This window comes from Mycolicibacterium rhodesiae, assembly GCF_002086695.1.
In the GTDB taxonomy this organism is placed as follows: Bacteria; Actinomycetota; Actinomycetes; order Mycobacteriales; family Mycobacteriaceae; genus Mycobacterium; species Mycobacterium rhodesiae.
Window position 1 is genome coordinate 35,104 of the sequence record NZ_MVIH01000012.1, and the last position, 22,185, is coordinate 57,288.

The window sequence follows — 22,185 nt, forward strand, 5'->3', positions numbered from 1 at the left end:
CACAGTTCCGGATTCATCCACAGGTTCGCACCGCGCAGTCCCGCACAGCGGATCTCCAGTCGCCGTCGCGCCTTAGCGTCGCGGCATGCGAACCGATCAGCCGCTGGCCGGCCTGCAACGCCGGCTCCGAGGTGACCCGGCGGGTGAACCGACCGATGAGGACGACGATGACGAGATCCCGGTACCCAGCTGGATTCCGGACGGGCGCGCCGAGCGCGGCGCGAACTGGCTCGCCGCGATCCGGGCGGATCCCGGCCGTTCGGGCGGCATCGCCCTGGCGGTGATCGCCGCTGTCGCGGTGCTCATCACGGTGTTCGCCCTGATGCGTGACGACCCGCCACCCGTGGTGTCGGCCAAGCTGCCGCCGGTGGAGATGGTGTCTTCGGTCGCCGCGCGGCCCGGTCCGGATCCCAACCAGCCTGTGGTGGTCAGCGTGGTCGGGCTCGTCACGAAGCCCGGGCTGGTGACCCTCGCCCCGGACGCCCGCATCGCCGATGCGGTCTCGGCCGCGGGTGGCGCGCTGAACGGAGCCGACACGCTCGGGCTCAACCTGGCGCGCCATCTCACCGACGGCGAACAGATCGTCGTCGGCATCGCCACCCCGGCCGGCCAGCCGACCGCTCTCGGCAGCTCGGTCGGCGGGGCACCGCCCGCCGCGTCCGACCCGCCGGCGGCGCCGGGAAAGGGCGCTCCGGCGGAGCCGGTCAACCTCAACACGGCCACGGTCGAACAACTCGATGCGCTGCCGGGGCTGGGGCCGGTGACGGCCGCCGCGATCGTCGCGTGGCGGGACGCCAACGGCAAGTTCGCCAGCGTCGACCAGCTCGGTGAGGTAGACGGCATCGGTCCGGCGCGGCTGGAAAAACTACGGGCGCTGGTCCGGGTGTGACAGACGCCAGCGGCCGGCTCGATCTGCGGCTGGTACCCGCGGCGCTGACGGCCTGGACGGTCACGGCGGTGGCGATCACGTGGGCGGTGGGGCCGCTGCTGGCCGCGGCCTGCGCGGGCGTGGGCGTCGGCTGGGCGTCGCTGGCCCGATGGCGAGGCGAGCGGGTGCCCGTTTTCCGCACGGCGGGTGTCGCGGTGGTGGGCGCGGCGGTCGTCGGCGCGGGTTTCGCGTTGGCCGCGGCGATGCGCAGCGACGCGGCTCGCGAACATCCGATCGCCCACCGATTCGGCGCGGTCGCAACCGTGACGGTGACGCCGAGGGAGGAGCCTCGCCAGCTCGGCAGTGGACGACTGATGTTCCATGCCGCGCTCTCTCAGTTCGACGGTGCCGAGATGACCGGCAGTGTGGTGGTTTTCGCCCAGGTACAGGGTTTCGGCGAGTTGATGGCCGGCCAGCCGGTCCGCTTCAAAGCCCGCACCAGCCGGCCGGCCCGGCGCGACTTGACGGTGGCCGTGCTCAACGCGACCGGCCGGCCCACGGTGGGGCGGGCGTCGCCGCTGCAGCGGGCGGCCCGGGCGGTCCGCGACCATTTCGCCCGCTCGGCTCGCGTCGCGCTGCCCGCCGATCAGGCAGCCATCCTGCCCGGACTGGTACTGGGTGACACCTCAGCTGTATCAGCGACCACCGCAACGCAATTCAAAACCGCCGGCCTGACCCACCTCACCGCGGTCTCCGGCGCGAACGTCACGATCGTCTGCGGTGCCGTGCTGCTGTCCGCCGGCTTGGTGGGACCGCGTGTGGCGGTCGGGCTGGCGGCAGTCGCACTGATGGCGTTCGTCATCGTCGTCCAGCCCACGGCCAGTGTGTTGCGCGCGGCCGTGATGGGCGCCATCGCGTTGGTGGCGATCGCGAGTGCCCGCAGACGGCAGGCGGTCCCGGTGCTGGCGGCCACCGTACTTGGATTGCTCATCGCGGCACCGCAATTAGCCGTCGACGCGGGCTTCGCACTGTCGGTCTCGGCGACCGCCGCGCTCATCGTGCTGGCTCCCGGCTGGTCGGCTTGGCTGATCGCCCGTGGCTGGCCCAAGCCCCTGGCCGAGGCGGTGTGTATCGCGCTGGCCGCCCAGTTGGTCACCGCACCATTGGTCGCCGCGATATCGGGCAAGCTGAGCGTGATCGGTGTGCTCGCCAATCTGGCTGTCGCCGTGGTGATCCCGCCGATCACCGTGCTGGGTACCGCGGCCGCTGCATTGTGCTGGCTGCTGCCGGCGGCCGCCGGGCTGCTCATCCGCTTCACCGGTCCGGAGCTCTGGTGGCTGCTGCGCGTCGCGTCCACCGCTGCCGACGTTCCCGGCGCCGCGGTGAGCGTGCCGTCCGGGCTCGGCGGCGTGCTTGCCGTCGCGGGGACGTCACTCGCCGCGCTGCTGGTCTGGCGATGGGTGAAGGTCGGTGTCCGCCGCTGTCGGCCGCCCGTGAAACGATCATCGGGTGAGCGCGACGGTAGACGGTCTGCATCTGATCCTGGGTGACGAGGAGTTACTGGTCGACCGCGCCATCTCCGAGGTGTTGCGGCTGGCCCGTGATGCTTCCGGCGGCGCCGACGTACCGGTGGACCGGCTGCGCGCGGGCGACGTGTCGGTCAACGAGCTCGCCGAACTGCTCAGCCCGTCGCTGTTCGCCGACGAGCGGGTGGTGGTGCTCGAGTCGGCCGCCGAGGCCGGCAAGGAGGCCGTCGAGCTGATCGCGACGGCGGCCGCCGACCTGCCGCCCGGCACCGTGCTGGCGGTCGCGCACTCCGGTGGTGGGCGCGCCAAAGCGCTGGCCGACCAGCTGAAGAAACTCGGCGCGCAGGTGCATCCGTGCGCCAAGATCACCAAGGCCGCCGAGCGGGTCGACTTCGTGCGCGCCGAGTTCCGAAGGCAGAAGGTCAAGGTCGACGACGACACCGTCACCGCGCTGCTCGATGCCGTCGGCTCCGACATCCGGGACCTTGCGTCGGCGTGCTCGCAGCTGGTCGCCGACACCGCCGGTCAGGTCGACGCGATCGCGGTCCGGCGATATCACAGCGGCAAGGCGGAGGTCTCCGGCTTCGATATCGCCGACAAGGCGGTGGTGGGTGATGTCCCCGGCTCGGCTGAGGCGCTGCGGTGGGCGATGCTGCGCGGCGTCCCGCACGTCGTGCTGGCCGATGCGCTTGCCGAGGCGGTGCACACGATCGCGCGGGTGGGCCCGGTCTCGGGCGACCCGTACCGGTTGGCCTCAGAGCTGGGAATGCCGCCGTGGAAGATCCAGAAGGCGCAAAAGCAGTCGCGGCGCTGGTCACGCGACAAGGTGGCGACGGCGATGCGGTTGGTCGCGGCGTTGAACGCCGACGTCAAGGGTGCTGCAGCAGACGCGGACTACGTGCTGGAGGATGCGGTGCGCAAGGTGGCGCAATTGGCCGCCGGAAGCGGCCGGGACTGAATCAGATCTTGTTGAAGGCCTGAGCCAGCGCGGACTTCTTGTTGGCCGCCTGGTTCTTGTGGATCACGCCCTTGCTGGCGGCCTTGTCCAGCTTGCGGCTGGTCGACACGAGCAGCTCGGCGGCCTTGTCCTTGTCGCCCTCAGCAGCGGCCGTCCGGAACCCGCGGATCGCGGTGTGCAGCGCACTCTTCACCGACTTGTTGCGCACCCGGCGCCGCTCGTTGGTGCGGATGCGCTTTTCCTGCGACTTGATGTTGGCCACGCGTTAGTTCCTCGTCTTCAAGCTTGGGGTTCGTCAGTCTTGCCGGGGCCGTCAGGCCCTCGGGCAGCGACTGCTCAGAGTACCAGTGGTGGCCCTGAACTCACAAAATGGAGGTCACTGGCCTGCCGAAACGGTGAACGTGCGGCAGCATGGGACACGTGAGCCTTCGCACCCTGCCTTCGGAAACAAATCGGTCGTCGCGCAATGGGTCGCGACAACCTCGGCGTCACGACCATATCTTCGGCGGCTACAACAACCTCGGCTCCTACGCCAAGGCCTTTGACGAGATGTTCGACAACCAAGGCAACGTCCGTGGGCCGTACAAGGGAATCTTCGCTGAACTCGCACCGTCCGACGCCGAAGAACTCGAAGCCAGGGCCGAGGCGCTGGGCCGGGCATTCATCGATCAGGGCATCACGTTCTCGCTGTCCGGTCAGGAGCGGCCCTTCCCGCTCGACCTGGTGCCCCGGGTGATCTCCGCCGCTGAGTGGTCCCGGCTCGAACGCGGCATCACCCAACGGGTCAAGGCGCTGGAGATGTACCTCGACGACATCTACGGCGACCAGGAAATCCTGCGTGACGGGGTCATCCCGCGCCGGCTGGTCACCTCCTGCGAGCACTTTCACCGGCAGGCTGCCGGCATCAGCCCACCCAACGGCGTGCGCATTCACGTCGCGGGCATCGACCTGGTTCGCGACGCCCAGGGCACCTTCCGGGTGCTCGAAGACAACCTGCGATCCCCGTCCGGCGTGTCCTACGTCATGGAGAACCGGCGCACCATGGCCCGGGTCTTCCCCAACCTGTTCGCCACCCACCGGGTGCGCGCGGTCGGCGACTACTCCTCGCATCTGCTGCGGGCGCTGCGTAACGCCGCGGCCACCAATGAGGCCGATCCGACGGTCGTCGTGCTCACCCCGGGGCCGTTCAACTCGGCCTACTTCGAGCACTCCCTGCTGGCCCGGCAGATGGGCGTGGAACTGGTCGAGGGGCGCGACCTGTTCTGTCGCGACAACGTCGTCTACATGCGCACCACCGAAGGGGAGCGCCAGGTCGATGTCATCTATCGCCGTATCGACGACGACTTCCTCGACCCCATGCAGTTCCGTCCCGACTCGGTGCTCGGCGTTGCCGGTCTGCTGAATGCCGCGCGGGCCGGCAACGTCGTGATCTCCAGCGCCGTCGGAAACGGCGTCGGTGACGACAAATTGGTGTACACCTACGTGCCGACGATCATCGAGTACTACCTCGGCGAGAAGCCGCTGCTGGCCAACGTCGACACGTTCCGCTGCTGGCTCGACGAGGAACGTGAAGAAGTGCTCGACCGGCTCGACGAACTGGTGATCAAACCCGTCGAGGGTTCGGGCGGGTATGGCATCGTGTTCGGCCCGGACGCATCCGAGAAGGAATTGGCGACCATCCGCAAAAAGGTCATCGCCGATCCGCGCGGCTGGATCGCGCAGCCGGTCGTTCAGCTGTCGACAGTGCCCACCAAGGTGGGTGACGCGCTGGCCCCGCGCCACGTCGATCTGCGGCCGTTCGCCGTCAACGACGGCGAGGACGTGTGGGTGCTGCCCGGCGGCCTCACCCGTACGGCGCTGATCGAGGGTTCGCTGGTGGTCAACTCCAGCCAGGGCGGGGGATCCAAGGACACCTGGGTGCTGGCCTCCAAGACGTCGGTCGCTGCCCGCGAACTCGGCGACGCCGAGGTGGTGCGCAAGATCCCGAAACCCGGCAAGGCGGCGGTCGCCGAGAAGGGTCCCGACTCCTCCGGCCAGCAGCAACAAGGCCAACAGCAGCAGAGCCAACAACAGCAGCAACAACAGCAGCAACAGCAGCAGGTGATGCGCTGATGTTGGCCCGCAACGCCGAGGCGCTCTACTGGATCGGGCGTTACGTCGAGCGCGCCGACGACATCGCCCGCATCCTTGATGTGACTGTGCACCAGCTGCTCGAGGACTCGAGCGTGGACCCCGATCAGACCTCGCGAATTCTGCTGCAGGTGCTGGGCATCGAGCCGCCCAAACATCAGCTCGACCTGTGGTCGCTGACCGATCTGGTGGCGTTCAGCCGCGACACCGCAGGCGGCTGCTCGATCGTCCAGGCGATCTCCGCTGCCCGTGAAAATGCCCGCTCGGCACGGGAAGTCACATCCAGTGACATGTGGGAGTGTCTGAACACCACCTACAACGCGCTCGCCGAACGGGAGCGGGCGGCGCGGCGGCTCGGCCCGCACGAGTTCTTCAGCTTCATCGAGGGCCGGGCGGCGATGTTCGCGGGGCTGGCCGATTCGACGCTGTCCCGCGACGACGGGTACCGCTTCCTGGTCCTCGGGCGCGCCATCGAGCGGGTCGACATGACGGTGCGACTGCTGCTGTCCCGGGTGGGGGACAGCGCCTCGTCACCGGCCTGGGTGACGGTGTTGCGCTCGGCGGGTGCGCACGACACGTATCTGCGTACCTACCGCGGTGTGCTCGACGCCAGCCGGGTCGTCGAATTCATGTTGCTGGACCGGCTTTTCCCGCGGTCGATCTACTACTCGCTCAAACTGGCCGAGCACAGCCTCGACGAACTCATGCACCGTCCGCACAACCGGCTGGGGTCCACCGCAGAGGCTCAGCGTCTCCTCGGCCGTGCCCGCAGCGAGTTGGAGTTCATCCGTCCGGGTGTGCTCCTCGAGTCGCTGGAGGAACGGCTGGCCGGTCTGCAGGCAACCTGTCGCGACGTCGGAGAAGCGGTGGCGCTGCAGTACTTCCACTCCGCGCCGTGGGTCGCGTGGTCCGACGCCGGCCAGCGTGGTGCGCTGGTCATCGAGGAAGGGGAGATCTGATGTGGCGGATGCGGGTCGTACACGCGACGGGGTACGCCTACAAGTCACCGGTCACCGCGTCGTACAACGAGGCTCGGCTGACGCCGCGCTCGGATTCTCGGCAGAACGTCATCCTCAACCGCGTGGAGACCATCCCGGCGACTCGCAATTACCGCTATGTCGACTATTGGGGCACGGCGGTAACGGCTTTCGACCTGCACGCACCGCACACGGAGTTGGAGGTGACAGCGTCATCGGTGGTCGAGACCGACAAGCCGGAAGCTCCCAGCGATGACGTGACGTGGGACGAACTGGCGTCCGAGGCGGTCCGGGACCGTTTCGACGAGGTGCTGACCCCGACGCACTACACGCCGGCCAGCCGGCGACTCCAGCGGGTCGGCAGACGCATCGTCAAGGAGAACGATCCGATGCAGGCCGTGATCGCCGCCGCTCAGTGGGCGCACAGTGAGCTCAATTACGTTCCCGGCACCACCGGCGTGCACTCGTCGGGTCTCGACGCACTGCGTGAAGGCAAGGGAGTGTGTCAGGACTTCGCCCATTTGACGCTGATCCTGTTGCACGGCATGGGAATTCCGGCCCGATACGTGTCGGGTTATCTACACCCCAATCGCGATGCGGTGATCGGAGACACCATCGACGGGCAGAGTCACGCGTGGATCCAGGCCTGGACAGGCGGCTGGTGGAACTACGACCCGACCAACGATTCGGAGATCAACGAGCAGTACATCAGCGTCGGCGTCGGCCGGGACTACGCCGACGTCACCCCACTGAAGGGCATCTACTCCGGTGAGGGCTCGACGGATCTCGATGTGGTCGTGGAGGTCACCAGACTGGCGTGATCGGGCGGTGTCCGCCGAGCGCTGATGATCGCTTCGGCCACCAGCACCACCAGCAGCGAAATGCCGAAGGCCGGGAACAGGATTCCGAGAACGACCGCGATCACGGTCACGGTGATCATCGCTTTCTTCGGGGTGTTCGCACGGGTGGATTCGCTCGCCGGGCCTGGCAGCCCGCTGCGGCCGGTCGGGCGGCGTTTCCACCACATCAGCAATCCGGTCACCGCACTGAGGAGAACCCCGAGACAGGCGACGGTGGCCGAAATGCGGGTGAGCCAACCCATCTGGTTGCCCATGTGCATGGCGATGCCGAAGCTCGTCAACCGGGACAGCGCCCCGTCCTGGGCGGCGGTCGCGTTGGTGATGGTGGCGCCGGTGAACTGGTTCAGATACAACGTCCGCTGTTCCGACACACGTTGCGGCCACCGGTTGACCACCGTGTAGCTGCCGTACACAACCGCGCCGTCCTGCGTCGTATCAGTCGGCGGGAAGATGGAATAGCCGGGCACCATGTGCTCGTCCTTGGCGATCCGGTCGACGTCGGTGTAGGACAGCCGGGCCGCGCCCGCGGCGGGCTGCGAGGCGTAGATCGGGTCGTCGGTGGCGGCCCAGGCGATGCGACGGCCCAGACGGTCGTAGTCGCCGAGCTTCGCCGGCGTTGAGGGAGCATCGATTTCGCTGGACGGCGTGACCGTTGCGGTCACCGCCCGCCAGTTCTCACCCCAATACCGCGTCCAGGTCATCCCGGACAGGACATAGCAGATCAGGATGACCGCGACGACGACTCCGGTCAGCGCATGCACATCGCGCCACCGCACCCGGCCGCCGGCACGCCACCGGACCCGCAGCAGCGGTTTGGCGGCTTCGATGGCACGCGGCCACCACAGATAGATCCCGCTGCCGAGGAGCACGAGGATCCAGGTCGCGGTCAGCTCCATCCAGAGGTTGCCGATCCCGACCGGGATGGTGGACTCCGGGTATGCGGAGGGATTGATGAGGTGTCCCAATGACGGCAGCTGGACGTGCGGGCCGTCGTTGCCGAACATCCGGTGCAGCTGATTGGCCCAGCCCACCAGTCCGGACAGCTGATCGCGCTGCCCCAGATAGGCGCCCGTGTAGGGGTCGACGAACACCTGGATGACGTTGGCTTCGGCCTGCGGGTAGCCCTTGGCGTCGGCGGCGGAGAAGTCCACCCGGGTCGAGGCATTCGGGCTGTCCGGTGGCGTGACCGCCTCCAGTGTGCTTCCGGCGCCGGCGTGCTGGACGGCAGTGGCCACCTGCGCATCGAGGGGGACCGCCTGCGGTCCCTGCTCGACCACGAGCAGGTGCCGGTTGAGCAGCGCGTCCAGCGGCTGGCTGTAGAGGATCACCAGGCCGCTGCAGGCCAACACCACCAGCACCGGCGCGGCGAACAGCCCAACCCAGAAGTGCAGCCGCCAGATCCGGCGCAGCACAGCCGCATCACCGCGGCGCGTCGAAGTCTCGGTCGTCGTCATCGCCCATAAGTCGGGCGACGGGGCTACTTAGTTCCCGACGGCTAGTTCCCGACGGAAACCTGAAGAAGGTCGTTGCCGATCTCCACCGGGCCGCTGAACTCGGTCGCCGCCTTGGCGCGCCACTGGTCCTCCTGGCCGGGCACGAGAGGAGGTACATAGTGGGTGAGCACCAGTGTGCCGACCCCGGCGCGGGCCGCCGTCGCGGCGGCCTGCTCGACCGACGAGTGATAGTCGAGGATGTCCCGGATCCGCTGAACCGGCATCTGCTCGACGAGATCCGCACGGATCACGGTGTGCACCAGGGCGTTCGCCCCCTTGGCGAGATCGTCGAGCCCGGCGCAGGGCACGGTGTCACCGGCCAGCACCACCGCGACCCCGTCATGTTCGATGCGGAAACCGAGCGTCGGCTCGACCGGACGGTGGTCGGTGGGCGCCGCGGTGATCCGGACTCCGCCGTCGTCCCACACCTGACCCGAGGCGTACTCGTGCACCTGAATCGACGGAGGTTCGGTGATGTCGGGGTGGTGGCCGATACGGTAGGAGATGTCGGGTGCCAACGCCGCCAGCGTCGCGTCGACGACGGCCTTGGTGCCGGGCGGGCCGATGATCGGCAGCGGGGTGGGCACGAAGGTGGTGACCCAGCGGGTGGTGATCACATCGGACAGGTCGGTGATGTGGTCGCTGTGGAGATGGGTGAGGAGCAGCGCGGTGATGTTGGCGGCGCCGACGCCCGCCGCGGCGGCCCGCATCAGCACCCCGCGCCCGCAGTCCACCAGGAACAGCGAGTCACCGGCTTTGACCAGCGTTGACGGCCCGGCGCGATTGGGGTCGACCATCGGGCTTCCGGTGCCGAGCAGCGTGACGTCGATCATGGGCTTAATTACTACCCTGCCGGGCGGCGGCTCGGGGGCAATTGGCCCCCGGCATGGCGGGTTTCGCCGCCCAGCCTCCTTTCAATGACCTATTGACAGTCCTCGGTTGGGAATTCGTACCAACTGCTCAGTTCACGGCCATTGCGGGCGGTGGACTTTCAATAGGTCATTCACTGGTTCGAAACAGTGCGGTTACAGAGCGTGGCTACGGTGGCGTCGACCAGTGAGAAAGGGAACAGATGACAAGCACGCTCAACGGGCAGGCGCACACCGACGTCCGTGAGGTCGCCGAGAAGCTGACCGCCGCGGGAGTCCGCTATGCGGCGATCAGCTTCGTCGACATGCACGGCAAGCCGAAGGCGAAAATGGTGCCGTTGGGCCATTTGGAGCAGGCCGCGAACGGGTCGGAGATGTTCACCGGGGCCGCCCTGGACGGGGTGCCGCAGGACGTCAACGACGACGAGGTCGCGCCGCACCCCGACCTCGACGCGGCGATCGTCATGCCGTTCAATCGCGAGATCGCTTGGTTCCCCGGCGATCTCTGGGTCGGTGACACCCCGTTCGAGTCGTGTAGCCGTCAGATCCTCAAGCGGGTCACCGCCGAGGCGGCAACGTTGGGCTACACCTTCAACCTCGGGATCGAGACGGAGTTCTTCCTCCTGTCCGACCGCAACGGGGCGCCGGAGCCGGCCAGCCCGGACGACAACCTGGACAAACCCTGCTACGACCTGCGCGGCATGCTGCACAACTTCGGCGTTGTCGACGAGATCGTCGCGGCGATGAACGAACTGGGTTGGGACGTCTACTCTTTCGACCACGAGGACGGAAACGGACAATTCGAGACCGACTTCACCTACACCGACGCGGTGTCGATGGCCGACCGGTTCGTCTTCTTCCGGATGATGGTCGGCGAGATCGCCCGCAAGCACGGACTGTTCGCCTCCTGGATGCCGAAACCCTTCGCCGATCGGACGGGCAGCGGAGCGCACTACAACATGTCACTGGCCGACGCAGACGGGACCAACCTCTTCGAATCCACCGACGATCCGCACGGCTGCGGGCTTTCCCGGCTCGGCTACCAGTTCATCGCCGGCGTGTTGCGCCACGCACCGGCGATCTGCGCGGTCATCGCGCCGACGGTCAACAGTTACAAGCGACTGGTCAAGCAGGGCAGCATGTCCGGGCTGACGTGGGCACCGATCTTCGCCTGCTACGGCGACAACAACCGCACCAACATGCTGCGGATCCCTCGGGGCGGCGGCCGCGTCGAATGCCGCGCCGCCGACAGCGCCAACAACCCTTATCTGGGTGCGGCGCTGATGCTGGCCGCCGGGCTGGAAGGGATCCGGGAGGGACTCGACCCCGGTGCGCCCAACCGCGACAACCTCTACCGGCTTTCGGAGCCCGACCTGGTCGAGCGCGGTATCACCTGGCTGCCCCGCTCACTCGGTGAGGCGATCGATGCGATCGAGGCAGACCCACTGGTGCGCAGCGTGTTCGGTTCGGCAATGTACGACTCGTTCGTCTCCGAGAAGAAGCTCGAGTGGGATTCCTACAACGCACACGTCTCGTCGTGGGAATCCGAGCGCTACCTACGGTTCTTCTGATGAGCAATCGCTGGGAAGACCTCAACTCGGTGCAGATCGCCCAACGGCTGTCCGCCGACCCGGACACCGTGGCGCTGATTCCCGTCGGCGCCACCGAACAGCATGGGCCGCATCTGCCGGTGGGCACCGACACGATCATGGCGACCGCTGTCGCCGAGGCAGCCGCCGGCGACCACGCTGTGGTGTTGCCTGCGATCGCGTTCGGCGCCAGCTTCTTTCACGGGACCGCACTGCCCGGCACGGTGGCGTTCGACGGAGACCAGACCGCGACGACGGCAGTGCGGGTCGCCGAGGCGTGTGCGGACTCCGGCGTGCGCCGCGTCCTGTTCGTCAATGGTCACGTCGGCAACAGCGCGCCATTGTGGTTGGCCTGCGACCGATTCCGCAGACACCATCCCGACCGCCGCATCGGCGTCATGCAGTGGTGGGACCTGACACCTGACATCGCGCGGCGAGCCACCGAGGACGCGCTCGACTGGCACGCCAATGCCGCAGAAACCTCGCTGATGCTGGCGGTTCGGCCGGAACTGGTCGACGTCGACGCGATGCGCGATGCCGACGACCCCGACCGCACCGCCGGCACGGTGTTCCGCTATCCCGTCCAGCAGGTCTCCACCAACGGAGTGACCGGGTACCCGTCGCGGGCGTCGAAGAGCTACGGCCTGCAGTTGTGGGCCGACGTCGTGGCCGCGGCCCGCGACGTTGTGATGCGCGCGCACAGTGAGGTCCCACCGCTGGAATGACGAAGACCTCGCCGCGCGCCGGAATCATCAACGCCGCGACCCGGCTGTTCTCCGAAAAGGGTTACGCGCAAACCACGATGAGCGATATCGCGCGGGCCGTCGGCCTGCAGCAGTCGTCGCTGTACTACTGGTTCCGCAACAAGGAGCAGCTGCTGGGGGAGACGCTGCTGGTGAACCGTGCGCCGCTGAAGTTCATCGCCGAAGTCGGTGCCGGTTCGGGATCACCGGCAGTCAAGCTCTACCGGCTGTTGCGCTTCGACACCATCCAGTTGGCGCTCTCGCCGATCGACTTCAACGAAATCCAGCGCATCGCCCATGACCAGCGCGCCGACTTCCACCAGTTCTGGACCGACTACGAGCGGCTCAAAGACTGGGTGTCCGACCTGATCGGTGCGGCGATCGCGGAGGGCAAGTTCATCGACTGCGACCGGGAGGAAACGGCCGGGCTGCTGCTGAACTTCGACGAGGGCGCGCAGAAGCGGACCCGCTTGCACACCGACGAGAGCGACAGGGTGACCGAGGCGGTCAGAGTCGCCGAACAGGTCGCCATCATCTCGGTTCGAGGACTGCTCAAGCGGCCCAGCGAGATCGGCCGGATCAGTGCTCAGGCCGCTAACTTCGACGACGCCGCGCTGGTGCTGAAAGTCGTTCATTCCCAAGCGGACTGACCGTCACTCTCGTGCCGATGACACCCAATCGGGATCGATGGACCGGTGGCCCGACACGCTTGCGCCCGCAGCCTCCAGTGCCACCACCTGGTCGGGATTGAGCGTGACCGACAGCGATGCCGCGTTCTCGTCGACCCGCGCAGCCCGCCGCGTGCCCGGGATCGGCACCGACGCCACGCCGAGGACCTCGGCGCGCTGCCGCAGCCAGGCGAGCGCCACCTGCGCCGGCGTCGCGCCCACTTCCTCGGCGATGGAAGTAACCACCTGCACCACGGCAAGATTGGCGTCGAGTACGTCTTCGGCGAAGCGCGGGATGCGGCTACGGAAGTCCCCGGCTGACGACAGGTCGGCCGCCGACCGGATCGTCCCGGTGAGGAATCCGCGTCCCAGTGGCGAATACGGCACGAAGCCGACGCCGAGTTCGGCAGCCGCCGGCACCACATTGCGTTCGACGTCGCGGCTCCAGATCGACCATTCGCTCTGGACGGCGGCGATCGGGTGTACGGCGACCGCCGCGCGCAACTCGTCAGCGGTCACCTCCGACAGGCCAAGGTGGCGCACCTTGCCCGCGGCGACCAGCTCGGCCATGGCGCCGACGGTCTCCTCGATCGGCAGCGACACGTCGCGACGATGCATGTAATAGAGGTCGATCACGTCGGTGCCGAGGCGTCCCAGGCTCTCGTCGACGCAGCGCCGCACGTACTCCGCGTCGCCGCGGGCCTTGAGCTTGCCGGTCGTCGGATCGCCGTCGATCCCGAACTTCGTCGCCAGCGTGACTTCGTCGCGGCGGCCGGCCAGCACCTGGCCGATCAGTCGCTCGTTGGCGCCCCCGCCGTAGACGTTGGCGGTGTCGATGAAGGTCATCCCGACGTCCAGGCAGTGGTTCAGCGTCGCCAACGATTCGGTGTCGTCAACGGCTCCGTAGACCGGCGTCAGCGCCATGCCGCCGAATCCGATCGCGCTCACCGTCAAGCCGTCGCCCAACTCGGTCTTCGGCAAGGTGCTCATGCAGATCTCCTGTTTTCTCGTCGTCGGCCTGTTTTGTCTCAACGCAACCACTGCGGTTTACTTCCCCGGCGCCCTCACAACCCTTAGCCTGGTGTGACATCCATCACAAGGGGGTGGCGATGCGTATCGCCGACATCCTTCGAAGCAAGGGAACGACGGTGGCCACGGTCACCGAGACCACCACAGTCACCGGCCTGCTGGCCGAGCTGGTCATCCATAACATCGGCGCGATGGTCGTCGTCGGCCCCGACGGCGGCGTGGTGGGCATCGTCTCGGAGCGCGACGTCGTGCGCACGCTGCACGATCACGGCCCGGACCTGCTCCGCAGCGCGGTCGCCGACATCATGAGCAAAGTCCTGGTGACGTGCTCACCCGACGACCAGATCGACGACCTGAGCGCGCTGATGACCAACAACCGGGTGCGGCACGTGCCGGTGATGCAGGGCGGGCGGCTGGTCGGAATCGTCAGCATCGGGGACGTGGTGAAGAACCGGATGGAGCAGCTGCAGGCCGAGCAGCAGCATCTGCAGGCCTACATCACCCAGGGCGGCTAGCTCCAGGAGTATTCGGCACGCAGCCGCGCCGCGACCAGCTCGAAGGTGGACTCATCGAGAATCGCGCCCTCGCGGCGGATGCCCTCCTCGGGGACGTCGAGCACCCGGTCCAGCCGCACCCAGCTGGGGCGGCCGTCGTAGTCCCACCCGCCCGAGCCGATCGCGATCCAGTTGCGGTCCTCGGCGTGATGGGCCTGGCTGGAGAGCATCAGACCCAGCAGGGTCCGGCGGTCCCGGCCGACGACCAGCACCGGGCGGTCCTTGCCCTTGGTCGGGTCGTCCTCGTAGACCACCCAGGTCCACACCACCTCGCCGGGGTCAGCCCGACCGTCGAGATCGGGCGCATAGACCAGCCTGCGGGCCCGATGCGCGGTCGGGACACTGTTGTCCGTGACCGGGCGGCCCGCAGTGATCGCGGCGGGCTGGTCGATCGGGGTCGTGCTGGCCACCAGAACTTCGAGGCCCAGCTTGAGGCCCTGCTGGATGGTCCGCGGCACGGCCTGCGCGATCGGCAACTGCCGAATGAACCTGGGCGCCTCGTTGAAGACGAGGTGCTCCGCGAGTCTCTGAAACGTCCTCCACTGCGACGCCATTCTGACGAGCATAGGCGGATCACGAGCGCGCTGCGGCGCGCGATTGTGTCCGCCCGGGAGGAACTCGATACGCTGGACAGACCCGAGGGCCCCCTCGAATCACCACCCGAGCAGGAGATTTCCCATCAGTAGCTTCGCCGACAAGACGTTCACTGCGCCGGCGCAGATTCGGAACTTCTGCATCATCGCTCACATCGATCATGGCAAGTCCACGCTGGCCGACCGGATGCTCGGCATCACCGGTGTGGTCGCCGACCGCGACATGCGTGCCCAGTACCTCGACCGGATGGATATCGAGCGCGAACGCGGCATCACGATCAAGGCGCAGAACGTGCGGCTGCCCTGGAAAGTCGGGGACACCGATTACGTGCTGCACCTCATCGACACGCCTGGCCATGTCGACTTCACCTACGAGGTGTCTCGTGCGCTGGAGGCCTGCGAGGGCGCGGTGCTGCTGGTCGACGCCGCCCAGGGCATCGAGGCCCAGACCCTGGCGAACCTCTACCTCGCGCTGGATCGCGACCTGACGATCATTCCGGTGCTGAACAAGATCGATCTGCCCGCCGCCGACCCCGATCGGTACGCCGCCGAGATCGCCCACATCATCGGCTGCGAGCCCGATGACGTGCTGCGGGTGTCCGGGAAGACCGGTGAGGGTGTGCCCGAGCTGCTCGACGAAGTGGTCCGGCTGATCCCCGCACCGGTCGGGGACGCCGACGCTCCGGCGCGAGCAATGATCTTCGACTCGGTCTACGACATCTACCGCGGCGTTGTGACCTACGTCCGAGTGGTCGACGGCAAGCTCAACCCGCGCGAGCGGATCAAGATGATGTCCACCGGCGCCACTCACGAGCTGCTCGAAGTCGGCATCGTCTCACCCGAACCGAAACCCAGTGACGGCCTCGGCGTCGGCGAGGTCGGCTACCTCATCACCGGGGTGAAGGATGTTCGGCAGTCCAAGGTCGGTGACACGGTGACCACCGCGCGGCACGGCGCCACCGAAGCGCTGACCGGGTACCGCGAGCCCAAGCCGATGGTCTATTCGGGGCTGTATCCGGTCGACGGCTCGGACTATCCGAATCTGCGTGAGGCACTGGACAAGCTGCAACTCAACGACGCGGCGTTGACCTACGAGCCGGAGACGTCGGTGGCGTTGGGGTTCGGCTTCCGGTGCGGCTTCCTCGGCTTGCTGCACATGGAGATCACCCGGGAACGGCTCGAGCGCGAGTTCGACCTGGACCTGATCTCCACCTCGCCCAACGTGGTTTACCGGGTGATCAAGGACGACGGCACCGAGCTGATCGTGACCAATCCGTCGGACTGGCCCGAGGGCAAGGTTCGCGAGGTCTACGAGCCGGTGGTGAAATGCACGCTCATCGCGCCCAGTGAGTTCATCGGCACCATCATGGAGCTGTGCCAGTCGCGGCGCGGCGAACTCGGTGGCATGGACTATCTTTCGCCCGAACGCGTCGAGCTCCGCTACACGATGCCGTTGGGCGAGATCATCTTCGACTTCTTCGACGCGTTGAAATCGCGCACCCGTGGGTACGCCAGCCTGGACTACGAAGAGTCCGGTGAGCAGGAGGCGGCGCTGGTGAAGGTGGACATCCTGCTGCAGGGTGAGGCCGTTGACGCGTTCAGCGCGATCGTGCACAAAGATTCGGCGCAGGCCTACGGCAACAAGATGACCACCAAGCTCAAGGAGTTGATCCCGCGCCAGCAGTTCGAGGTGCCGGTGCAGGCGGCGATCGGCTCCAAAATCATTGCCCGCGAGAATATTCGAGCGATCCGCAAGGACGTTCTTGCCAAGTGCTACGGCGGTGACATCACCCGTAAGCGCAAGCTGCTGGAGAAGCAGAAAGAGGGCAAGAAGCGGATGAAGACGATCGGTCGGGTGGACGTTCCCCAGGAGGCGTTCGTCGCCGCGCTGTCCACTGACTCCGCCGGGGACAAGTCCGGGGACAAGGCCAAGAAGTAGGGGGCGAGGGCTCAATCACACGCGACCAAGCTGTCGTTCGGGGGCGATCGATTGTTGGTGCCGTGGTCGGCATCGCCGTGCTGGCGGGTTGTACGAGCACGGTAGACGGGTCTGGGGCGCGCCAAGACCAGGGTGTTGTGTTGCGCGATCTGGCTGAGGTGTTGCCCACTGGAGCAGAGGTCAGCCGGGCCGCGGGAAACCCGTTGTCCGACAGCGAGCCTCCAACCGTCGGCGGAATCGATGTTCTGCCCAACGGAATTCGCGACAATGCGGCCGCCGACCCGATCGAATGTCTGGGACCTGCCACGCCCTTCATGCGCGTGGTGTACGAGGTGGGTGACGTCCGTCGGGCGGCCTGGCAGGAATTCTCGAACTTCGGCGGCGGACAGACCGTTTCCAGCGTGGATGCCGGTGTCGTCCAATTCGCGTCCAATGCCGAGGCGCAACGGATGTTCGGTGCGTTCGTCACCCAGTGGAAGGCGTGCGAAGGCAAGACGGTGCGCTCCGCCCTGCCCGACCCGCCCGGCGCCGAGATGCGCCAGAAGGTCACCAACGTGAAAGTCGACGGCCCGACGCTGTCGGCAACGGTGATCAACTCCGACAACCAGGGGGATGCGTCGTTCCCCACCGAGCGCGCTATTGGGCTGGCGGCCGATTGTGTGGTCGACGTGGACGCCGCGGTCACCGGTGGTCAGCGGCGGCCCGCGGAGCGGGCCGTGAGCCTGGCGAGGACGATGCTGGACAAGGTCGACCACGGACGATGATCCCGTCGTTGAGCCACCGGAATGGGCCGCCCGGGGGACAATGTCGTGCGTGAGCCGGGTGCCCGTATCTTGTGCCGCCGTCCTGGTCAGCGCGCTGTTGTCCGGATGCGTGTCCACCGTCGGGGGTACGGCACTGCGCGACCAGAGTGCCGCCCCCGATTCCCTTGACGTCCCCACCCTCACCGAGTCCGATCTCGACCGCGTGTTGCTCACCGCTGGCGAGGTGAACGGCATCATGGGTGCCACCGGCATCCGGGTGACCGGGTCCTCGCAGAACATGAGCGACAACTCCGACGGTGTGTCCGACGTCGACTGCCTCGCGGCGATCTACGGCGCGGAACAGCTTGTCTACCAAGGCAGCGACTGGTCCGCCCTCCGCGACCAAGTCCTCCAGGAGCCGACCGCCGACAATGAACACTGGGTCGAACAGATCGTGGTGCTCTTCCCGTCGGCCGCGAAAGCCGCGGCGTTCGTCGAGAAATCTCGCACCACGTGGCAGAAATGCGGCGGCACATCCATCGACATCGACAACTCGGACGTGCATTCGACCTGGAAGATCGACACCGCCGACGTGAGCGGCGAGATCCTGACCCAGGTCTCCACTCAGCGCAACGCCGGCGGATGGGGCTGCCAGCACGCACTGACCTCGGCGTCCAACGTGGTCGTCGAGGCGTGGGCGTGTAGCAATTCCATCACCGACGAAGCCAGGACCATCGCGGCGGACATGATCAAGAACGCGGTCAAGAAATGACCTTGTCCACTTACGGCCTTGCCCTGCAACGGATTTCAGGCTGTTAGAGTCACCTGACCCGGCGGCCGACGAGGAAGGCTGCCAGTGCCAGCGCCGCCAGGGTCACCATCACCACCGCCAGCGGCAACGCGGTGTGCTCCCCGCCCAGGCTGACCAACGGTGAGACGGCTGCGCCGAGACCGAATTGCAGCGCGCCGAGGCCGGCCGACCCGGTACCGGCCGCACGGGGGACGGCGGCCAGGGCGAGCGCGGTGGCATTGCCGAGAATCAGGCCCTGGGATGCGACGGCCACGAAAATCGGGATGGGCATCAACCATGCGGGTGCCCCGGTGAGGACCAGAGCGAGCAGGACCAGCGTGGCGGCCATGGTCAGGCCCAGGCCCACACCCAACAGCGTCGCGGTGGGGATGCGCCGGTTGAGCCGCGCCGAGAGCGAGCTGACGCTGACGATGCCCAGTGCGTTGATGCCGAACGCGACGCCGTACTGCGTCGGAGTCAGCCCCACCATCACCTGGTAGACGAACGGTGAGGCCGAGATGTAGGCCATCATCACCGCGAAGCCGAACGCGAACGCCAGGGTGTTGGCGATGTAGGCCCTTGACCGAAGGGCTGACCACGGTGAGGTTCCCTGAGCGGCATCGGCTTTCAATTCAGCCCGGCGATGAGCGGGGTGTGACTCACGCACCACGGCGATGGTCGCGGCCAGCATGGCCACCGTGAGCCCGCAGACCACCCAGAGGATGCCGCGCCAGCCGACAGGGCCGACCAGCAATCCGCCGGCGAACGGGGCGACCACCGGCGCCACGCCGCCGACGATCATCATCAGGCTGAACGCGCGCCCCGCGCTCTTACCGACGGCGAGGTCGGAGATCACCGCGCGACCGATCACCATGCCCGCGGCGCCGGTGAAGCCCTGGGCGAACCGCGCCGCGATGAGGATGGCGATGTTGGGGGCCGTTGCCGCGACGACGCTGGCCACAACACACAGCAGCGCCCCGACGATCAGCGGGTTGCGCCGGCCGAGCCGGTCGGACAAGGGGCCGAACAACAACTGGCCGAAGGTCAGTCCGAGCAGGAACGCCGTCAGCGTCAGCTGCACGGCCGTGGCGCTGGCCTGCAATTCGGCGGTCATCTCGGGGAAGGCGGGCAGGTAGAGGTCGGTAGCTACCGGTGCGACCGCGTTGAGCAGCGCGAGTACCACCAGCAGCCACGGCGAGATGGCGGTCTCGTGGCGCTGGGCGTCCCGGGTGGCGGTCATCATGCGAGAACCCCTCAAGGTAGTTATGAGGAAATAACTATCAGACAATAACTAATGCGCTAGGATTTGTCCATGGATGGTGAATTGGCCGATCTCGCCGAGGCGATCATCGGAGTGGCGCGAGAGCTGCGACTGCGCCTCGACACCGCAGCCGCGTCCGATGCCGACATCGTCGAGCTGACGGCGTCGGAAGCCCACGTGATGCGGCACATCGACCACCACCCGGGCGTCACGCCCAGTGACCTCGCTCGGGCGACCGGCCTGCAGCGCAGCAATATGTCCACCGCGCTGCGAAGCCTGGAGAATCGCGGTTTCGTCGAACGCCGTGCCGATCCGCATGACGCGCGCGGCGTGAATCTGTACCCGACCGATAGGGCTGCCGAGAACCTCAAGCGCCTGCGGCGGCAGTGGGCTCAGCTGCTGGAGACCGGCCTGCGGGGGGAACGCCACGGTGCCGCGGCCGCGAAGGCGCTGCTCGAACGGGTCGAGGCGGCGTTGATGGATGACCGGCTGGGCTGACCTCTGATTACATCGGGGCGTTGGCCGGCTGGAACACGCCCGTGCTGTCGGCCTCTTCTTCCGCGCGGATCACGTGCACCACGGCGTTGATCAAGGCCAGGTGGGTGAACGCCTGCGGGAAGTTGCCCAGATGCCGGCCGGTGCGCGGTTCGATCTCCTCGGCGTACAGATGCAGCGGGCTGGCGAAGGACAGCAGCCGTTCGCACAGATGTCGGGCGCGGCTGACCTCGCCGATCTCGACCAGCGCAGACACCAGCCAGAACGAGCAGATCGTGAACGACCCCTCCTCACCGGACAAGCCGTCGTCGGTCTCCTCGACGCGGTAGCGCAGCACCAGCCCGTCCTCGGTGAGCTCGTCGGCGATCGCCAGGACGGTGGCCCGCACCCGCGGGTCGTCCGACGGCAGGAACCGCACCAACGGCACCAGCAACAGTGACGCGTCCAGAGCGTCGTCGCCGTAGCGCTGGGTGAGCACGCCGCGGTCGTCGACGCCGTGCGTCAGGATGTCGGCCTTGATCTCCTCGGCGATCGCCCGCCACTGCTGTGCGTAGCTCTTCTCGCCGACCAATTCGGCCAGCTTCGAGCCACGATCGAGCGCCACCCAGCACATCACCTTCGAGGAAGTGAAGTGCTGCGGTTCGCCGCGCACCTCCCAGATGCCCCGGTCGGGTTCCCTCCAGTGCTTGATCGCCTCTTCGACCTGCTCCTTGAGCACCGGCCACAACTGATCGGAGATCTGTTCACGCGACTTGGCGTGCAGGTACACCGAGTCCAGCATGGTGCCCCAGATGTCGTGCTGCATCTGGTTGTATGCGCCGTTACCGATGCGCACCGGGCGGGCGTTGTCGTAGCCGGACAGGTGGTGCAGCTCCTCCTCGACCAACTCCCGTTCGCCGCCGACGGCGTACATCACCTGCAGGGGGTGCCGCTCGCCGTTGTTGGCGCCGGAGACGTCGGCGATGAAGGCGAAGAAGTCGTCGGCCTCACGGTCCAGGCCGAGTGTGTAGAGGCCCCACAACGCGAACGTCGAATCCCGCACCCATGCGTAGCGGTAGTCCCAGTTGCGTTCGCCCTGAGGCGTTTCCGGCAGCGACGTGGTGGACGCGGCCAGTAGTGCGCCGGTCGGGGAGTACGTCAGACCTTTGAGGGTGAGCGCGCTGCGCTGTAGATACGATCGCCACGGATGGTCGGGGAAGTCGCCGATGTTGATCCACTGACGCCACGCCTCACTGGTCTGCCACATCTTGTCGGCAGCTTCTTCGTACGTCTGCGGCGCCGGATGCTTCGACCAGGACAGTGCGACGAAGACGTTGTCGCCTTCCTTGAGACGGGTGCGCGCGCGTGCTTCGCGGCCTTCGAGGCCGATGCGCAGATTGGTGGTCAGCCTCAGCGTGGGATTCGCGTCTGGATCCTTTCTGGCCCGTGCGATCGCCTCGCCGTAGGCGTTGGCCGAGTACTCCCAGGCGGCATTGACCCGGCCGTAGTCGAAGGACGGTTCACAGTTCATGACCACCTCGACCGTGCCGCTCACACAGCGCACCGTGCGCAGCAAGATGTGCTCGGCATCCCAGTCCATCGGGGTCCGCCGGTGCGTCCGTGACCGGGTTTCGATGTCGTGCCACGGGCCCATCACCAGTGCTTCGCGCACGATCAGCCAGCCGGTATGCGTCTGCCAGGTGGTCTCCAGGATGAGGCTGCCTGGCAGATAGCGGCGGGCCGCGGGAACCGACACCCCGTAGGGGCCCAACCGGAAATGCCCGGCCCCGCGGTCCAAGATGGCCCCGAACACGCTGGGGGAGTCCGGTCGAGGCACGCACAACCACTCGACGGCGCCCGCCGACGAGATCAGGCAGGTGTTCTCGCAGTCGGAGAGGAAGCCGTAATCCGCGATCGGCGGGAACGGGTTGCGCAGCGCAGCCGGCGAGGCATAGGGCACCGGGGCGGTCACGGACAACGGCGCGGGCGCCTGGACGCGCACGGCGTCGGTGTTCTCACCGGCTGGCTGGGCTTGGAGGACCATCTGGACATCATCGAACGCCGACCCGGTTGCCGTCTACTTATGCCCTGATCCGTGGCTTTGCTGTTACCGCGGCAAAG

Annotated in this window: 21 protein-coding genes; 14 read left to right on the forward strand and 7 right to left on the reverse strand. The window is 67.2% G+C overall.

From position 1 onward, the window contains the following. Positions 1-85 precede the first annotated feature (85 nt). From BST42_RS21465 to holA, 3 genes are read left to right on the forward strand one after another with little or no spacing between them, the layout of a single operon-like run. Complete coding sequence (locus tag BST42_RS21465) at positions 86-889, forward strand: ComEA family DNA-binding protein (protein ID WP_083121349.1); 804 nt, start codon at positions 86-88, stop codon at positions 887-889. Continuing rightward, positions 886-2,418, forward strand: a complete 1,533-nt coding sequence (locus tag BST42_RS21470; RefSeq protein WP_083121350.1) for a ComEC/Rec2 family competence protein — start codon at positions 886-888, stop codon at positions 2,416-2,418. Before BST42_RS21465 ends, BST42_RS21470 begins: the two co-directional genes overlap by 4 nt. Then, positions 2,378-3,352 carry a DNA polymerase III subunit delta gene (holA, locus tag BST42_RS21475; RefSeq protein ID WP_083121351.1) on the forward strand — a complete coding sequence of 325 codons (975 nt, stop codon included), beginning with the start codon at positions 2,378-2,380 and terminating at the stop codon, positions 3,350-3,352. The genes BST42_RS21470 and holA overlap by 41 nt, the downstream gene beginning before the upstream one ends. A gap of 1 nt (position 3,353) precedes the next feature. Here holA and rpsT read toward each other — a convergent pair whose 3' ends face one another. Beyond that, the gene (gene rpsT, locus BST42_RS21480; RefSeq protein ID WP_036344424.1) at positions 3,354-3,614 is read right to left on the reverse strand and encodes a 30S ribosomal protein S20; all 261 of its coding nucleotides are present in this window, start codon (positions 3,612-3,614) and stop codon (positions 3,354-3,356) included. A gap of 149 nt (positions 3,615-3,763) precedes the next feature. Between rpsT and BST42_RS21485 the strand changes: the two genes are divergently transcribed. From BST42_RS21485 to BST42_RS21495, 3 genes are read left to right on the forward strand one after another with little or no spacing between them, the layout of a single operon-like run. Beyond that, a complete protein-coding gene (locus BST42_RS21485) occupies positions 3,764-5,464 on the forward strand; it encodes a circularly permuted type 2 ATP-grasp protein (RefSeq protein WP_207569549.1) in 1,701 nt (566 codons plus the stop codon). Continuing rightward, positions 5,464-6,441 (forward strand): alpha-E domain-containing protein, encoded by a 978-nt coding sequence (locus tag BST42_RS21490; protein WP_083121352.1) that lies wholly within the window; start codon positions 5,464-5,466, stop codon positions 6,439-6,441. Before BST42_RS21485 ends, BST42_RS21490 begins: the two co-directional genes overlap by 1 nt. Further along, complete coding sequence (locus BST42_RS21495) at positions 6,441-7,280, forward strand: transglutaminase family protein (RefSeq protein WP_083121353.1); 840 nt, start codon at positions 6,441-6,443, stop codon at positions 7,278-7,280. Before BST42_RS21490 ends, BST42_RS21495 begins: the two co-directional genes overlap by 1 nt. Here BST42_RS21495 and BST42_RS21500 read toward each other — a convergent pair. Both BST42_RS21500 and BST42_RS21505 read right to left on the reverse strand, forming a co-directional pair. After that, positions 7,220-8,773: a PepSY-associated TM helix domain-containing protein gene (locus BST42_RS21500; RefSeq protein WP_083121354.1), complete on the reverse strand. Its 1,554-nt coding sequence runs from the start codon at positions 8,771-8,773 to the stop codon at positions 7,220-7,222. The genes BST42_RS21495 and BST42_RS21500 overlap by 61 nt on opposite strands. A 41-nt stretch (positions 8,774-8,814) precedes the next feature. Continuing rightward, the gene (locus BST42_RS21505; RefSeq protein ID WP_083121355.1) at positions 8,815-9,645 is read right to left on the reverse strand and encodes a ribonuclease Z; all 831 of its coding nucleotides are present in this window, start codon (positions 9,643-9,645) and stop codon (positions 8,815-8,817) included. Between the two features lie 239 nt (positions 9,646-9,884). Between BST42_RS21505 and glnT the strand changes: the two genes are divergently transcribed. Genes glnT through BST42_RS21520 form a run of 3 tightly spaced genes read left to right on the forward strand, consistent with a single transcriptional unit; the run spans position 9,885 to position 12,663 of the window. Next, positions 9,885-11,252, forward strand: coding sequence for a type III glutamate--ammonia ligase (glnT, locus tag BST42_RS21510; protein ID WP_083121356.1), 1,368 nt, complete (start codon positions 9,885-9,887; stop codon positions 11,250-11,252). Beyond that, positions 11,252-11,995 carry a creatininase family protein gene (locus BST42_RS21515; protein ID WP_083121357.1) on the forward strand — a complete coding sequence of 248 codons (744 nt, stop codon included), beginning with the start codon at positions 11,252-11,254 and terminating at the stop codon, positions 11,993-11,995. The genes glnT and BST42_RS21515 overlap by 1 nt, the downstream gene beginning before the upstream one ends. Next, the gene (locus BST42_RS21520) at positions 11,992-12,663 is read left to right on the forward strand and encodes a TetR/AcrR family transcriptional regulator (protein ID WP_083121358.1); all 672 of its coding nucleotides are present in this window, start codon (positions 11,992-11,994) and stop codon (positions 12,661-12,663) included. The genes BST42_RS21515 and BST42_RS21520 overlap by 4 nt, the downstream gene beginning before the upstream one ends. Before the next feature lie 3 nt (positions 12,664-12,666). Here BST42_RS21520 and BST42_RS21525 read toward each other — a convergent pair whose 3' ends face one another. Further along, positions 12,667-13,671 carry an aldo/keto reductase gene (locus BST42_RS21525; protein ID WP_083121359.1) on the reverse strand — a complete coding sequence of 335 codons (1,005 nt, stop codon included), beginning with the start codon at positions 13,669-13,671 and terminating at the stop codon, positions 12,667-12,669. A 119-nt stretch (positions 13,672-13,790) separates the two neighbouring features. Between BST42_RS21525 and BST42_RS21530 the strand changes: the two genes are divergently transcribed. Beyond that, positions 13,791-14,225: a CBS domain-containing protein gene (locus BST42_RS21530; protein WP_083121459.1), complete on the forward strand. Its 435-nt coding sequence runs from the start codon at positions 13,791-13,793 to the stop codon at positions 14,223-14,225. Here BST42_RS21530 and BST42_RS21535 read toward each other — a convergent pair. Further along, positions 14,222-14,818, reverse strand: coding sequence for a type II toxin-antitoxin system PemK/MazF family toxin (locus BST42_RS21535; protein WP_110918716.1), 597 nt, complete (start codon positions 14,816-14,818; stop codon positions 14,222-14,224). The two genes, BST42_RS21530 and BST42_RS21535, sit on opposite strands and share 4 nt — an antisense overlap. 67 nt (positions 14,819-14,885) lie before the next feature. Here BST42_RS21535 and lepA point away from each other — a divergent pair, with 67 nt between their 5' ends. The 3 genes from lepA (at position 14,886) to BST42_RS21550 (ending at position 18,311) form a co-directional block, all read left to right on the forward strand. Then, positions 14,886-16,796 (forward strand): translation elongation factor 4, encoded by a 1,911-nt coding sequence (gene lepA / locus BST42_RS21540; protein WP_083121460.1) that lies wholly within the window; start codon positions 14,886-14,888, stop codon positions 16,794-16,796. A 140-nt stretch (positions 16,797-16,936) separates the two neighbouring features. Continuing rightward, a complete protein-coding gene (locus tag BST42_RS21545; protein ID WP_165760895.1) occupies positions 16,937-17,560 on the forward strand; it encodes a sensor domain-containing protein in 624 nt (207 codons plus the stop codon). Positions 17,561-17,600: 40 nt separating this feature from the next. After that, on the forward strand, positions 17,601-18,311 hold the full coding sequence (locus BST42_RS21550; protein WP_083121362.1) for a sensor domain-containing protein: 711 nt from the start codon (positions 17,601-17,603) through the stop codon (positions 18,309-18,311). Positions 18,312-18,360: 49 nt separating this feature from the next. Here BST42_RS21550 and BST42_RS21555 read toward each other — a convergent pair whose 3' ends face one another. Next, a complete protein-coding gene (locus BST42_RS21555; protein ID WP_083121363.1) occupies positions 18,361-19,572 on the reverse strand; it encodes a multidrug effflux MFS transporter in 1,212 nt (403 codons plus the stop codon). A 69-nt stretch (positions 19,573-19,641) separates the two neighbouring features. Here BST42_RS21555 and BST42_RS21560 point away from each other — a divergent pair, with 69 nt between their 5' ends. Further along, entirely contained in the window at positions 19,642-20,088 is a 447-nt protein-coding gene (locus BST42_RS21560; protein WP_083121364.1) for a MarR family winged helix-turn-helix transcriptional regulator, read from the forward strand. A 7-nt stretch (positions 20,089-20,095) separates the two neighbouring features. Here the strand turns inward: BST42_RS21560 and BST42_RS21565 are convergent, their stop codons facing one another. Beyond that, the gene (locus BST42_RS21565; protein ID WP_083121365.1) at positions 20,096-22,108 is read right to left on the reverse strand and encodes a glycoside hydrolase family 15 protein; all 2,013 of its coding nucleotides are present in this window, start codon (positions 22,106-22,108) and stop codon (positions 20,096-20,098) included. Positions 22,109-22,185: the final 77 nt, after the last annotated feature.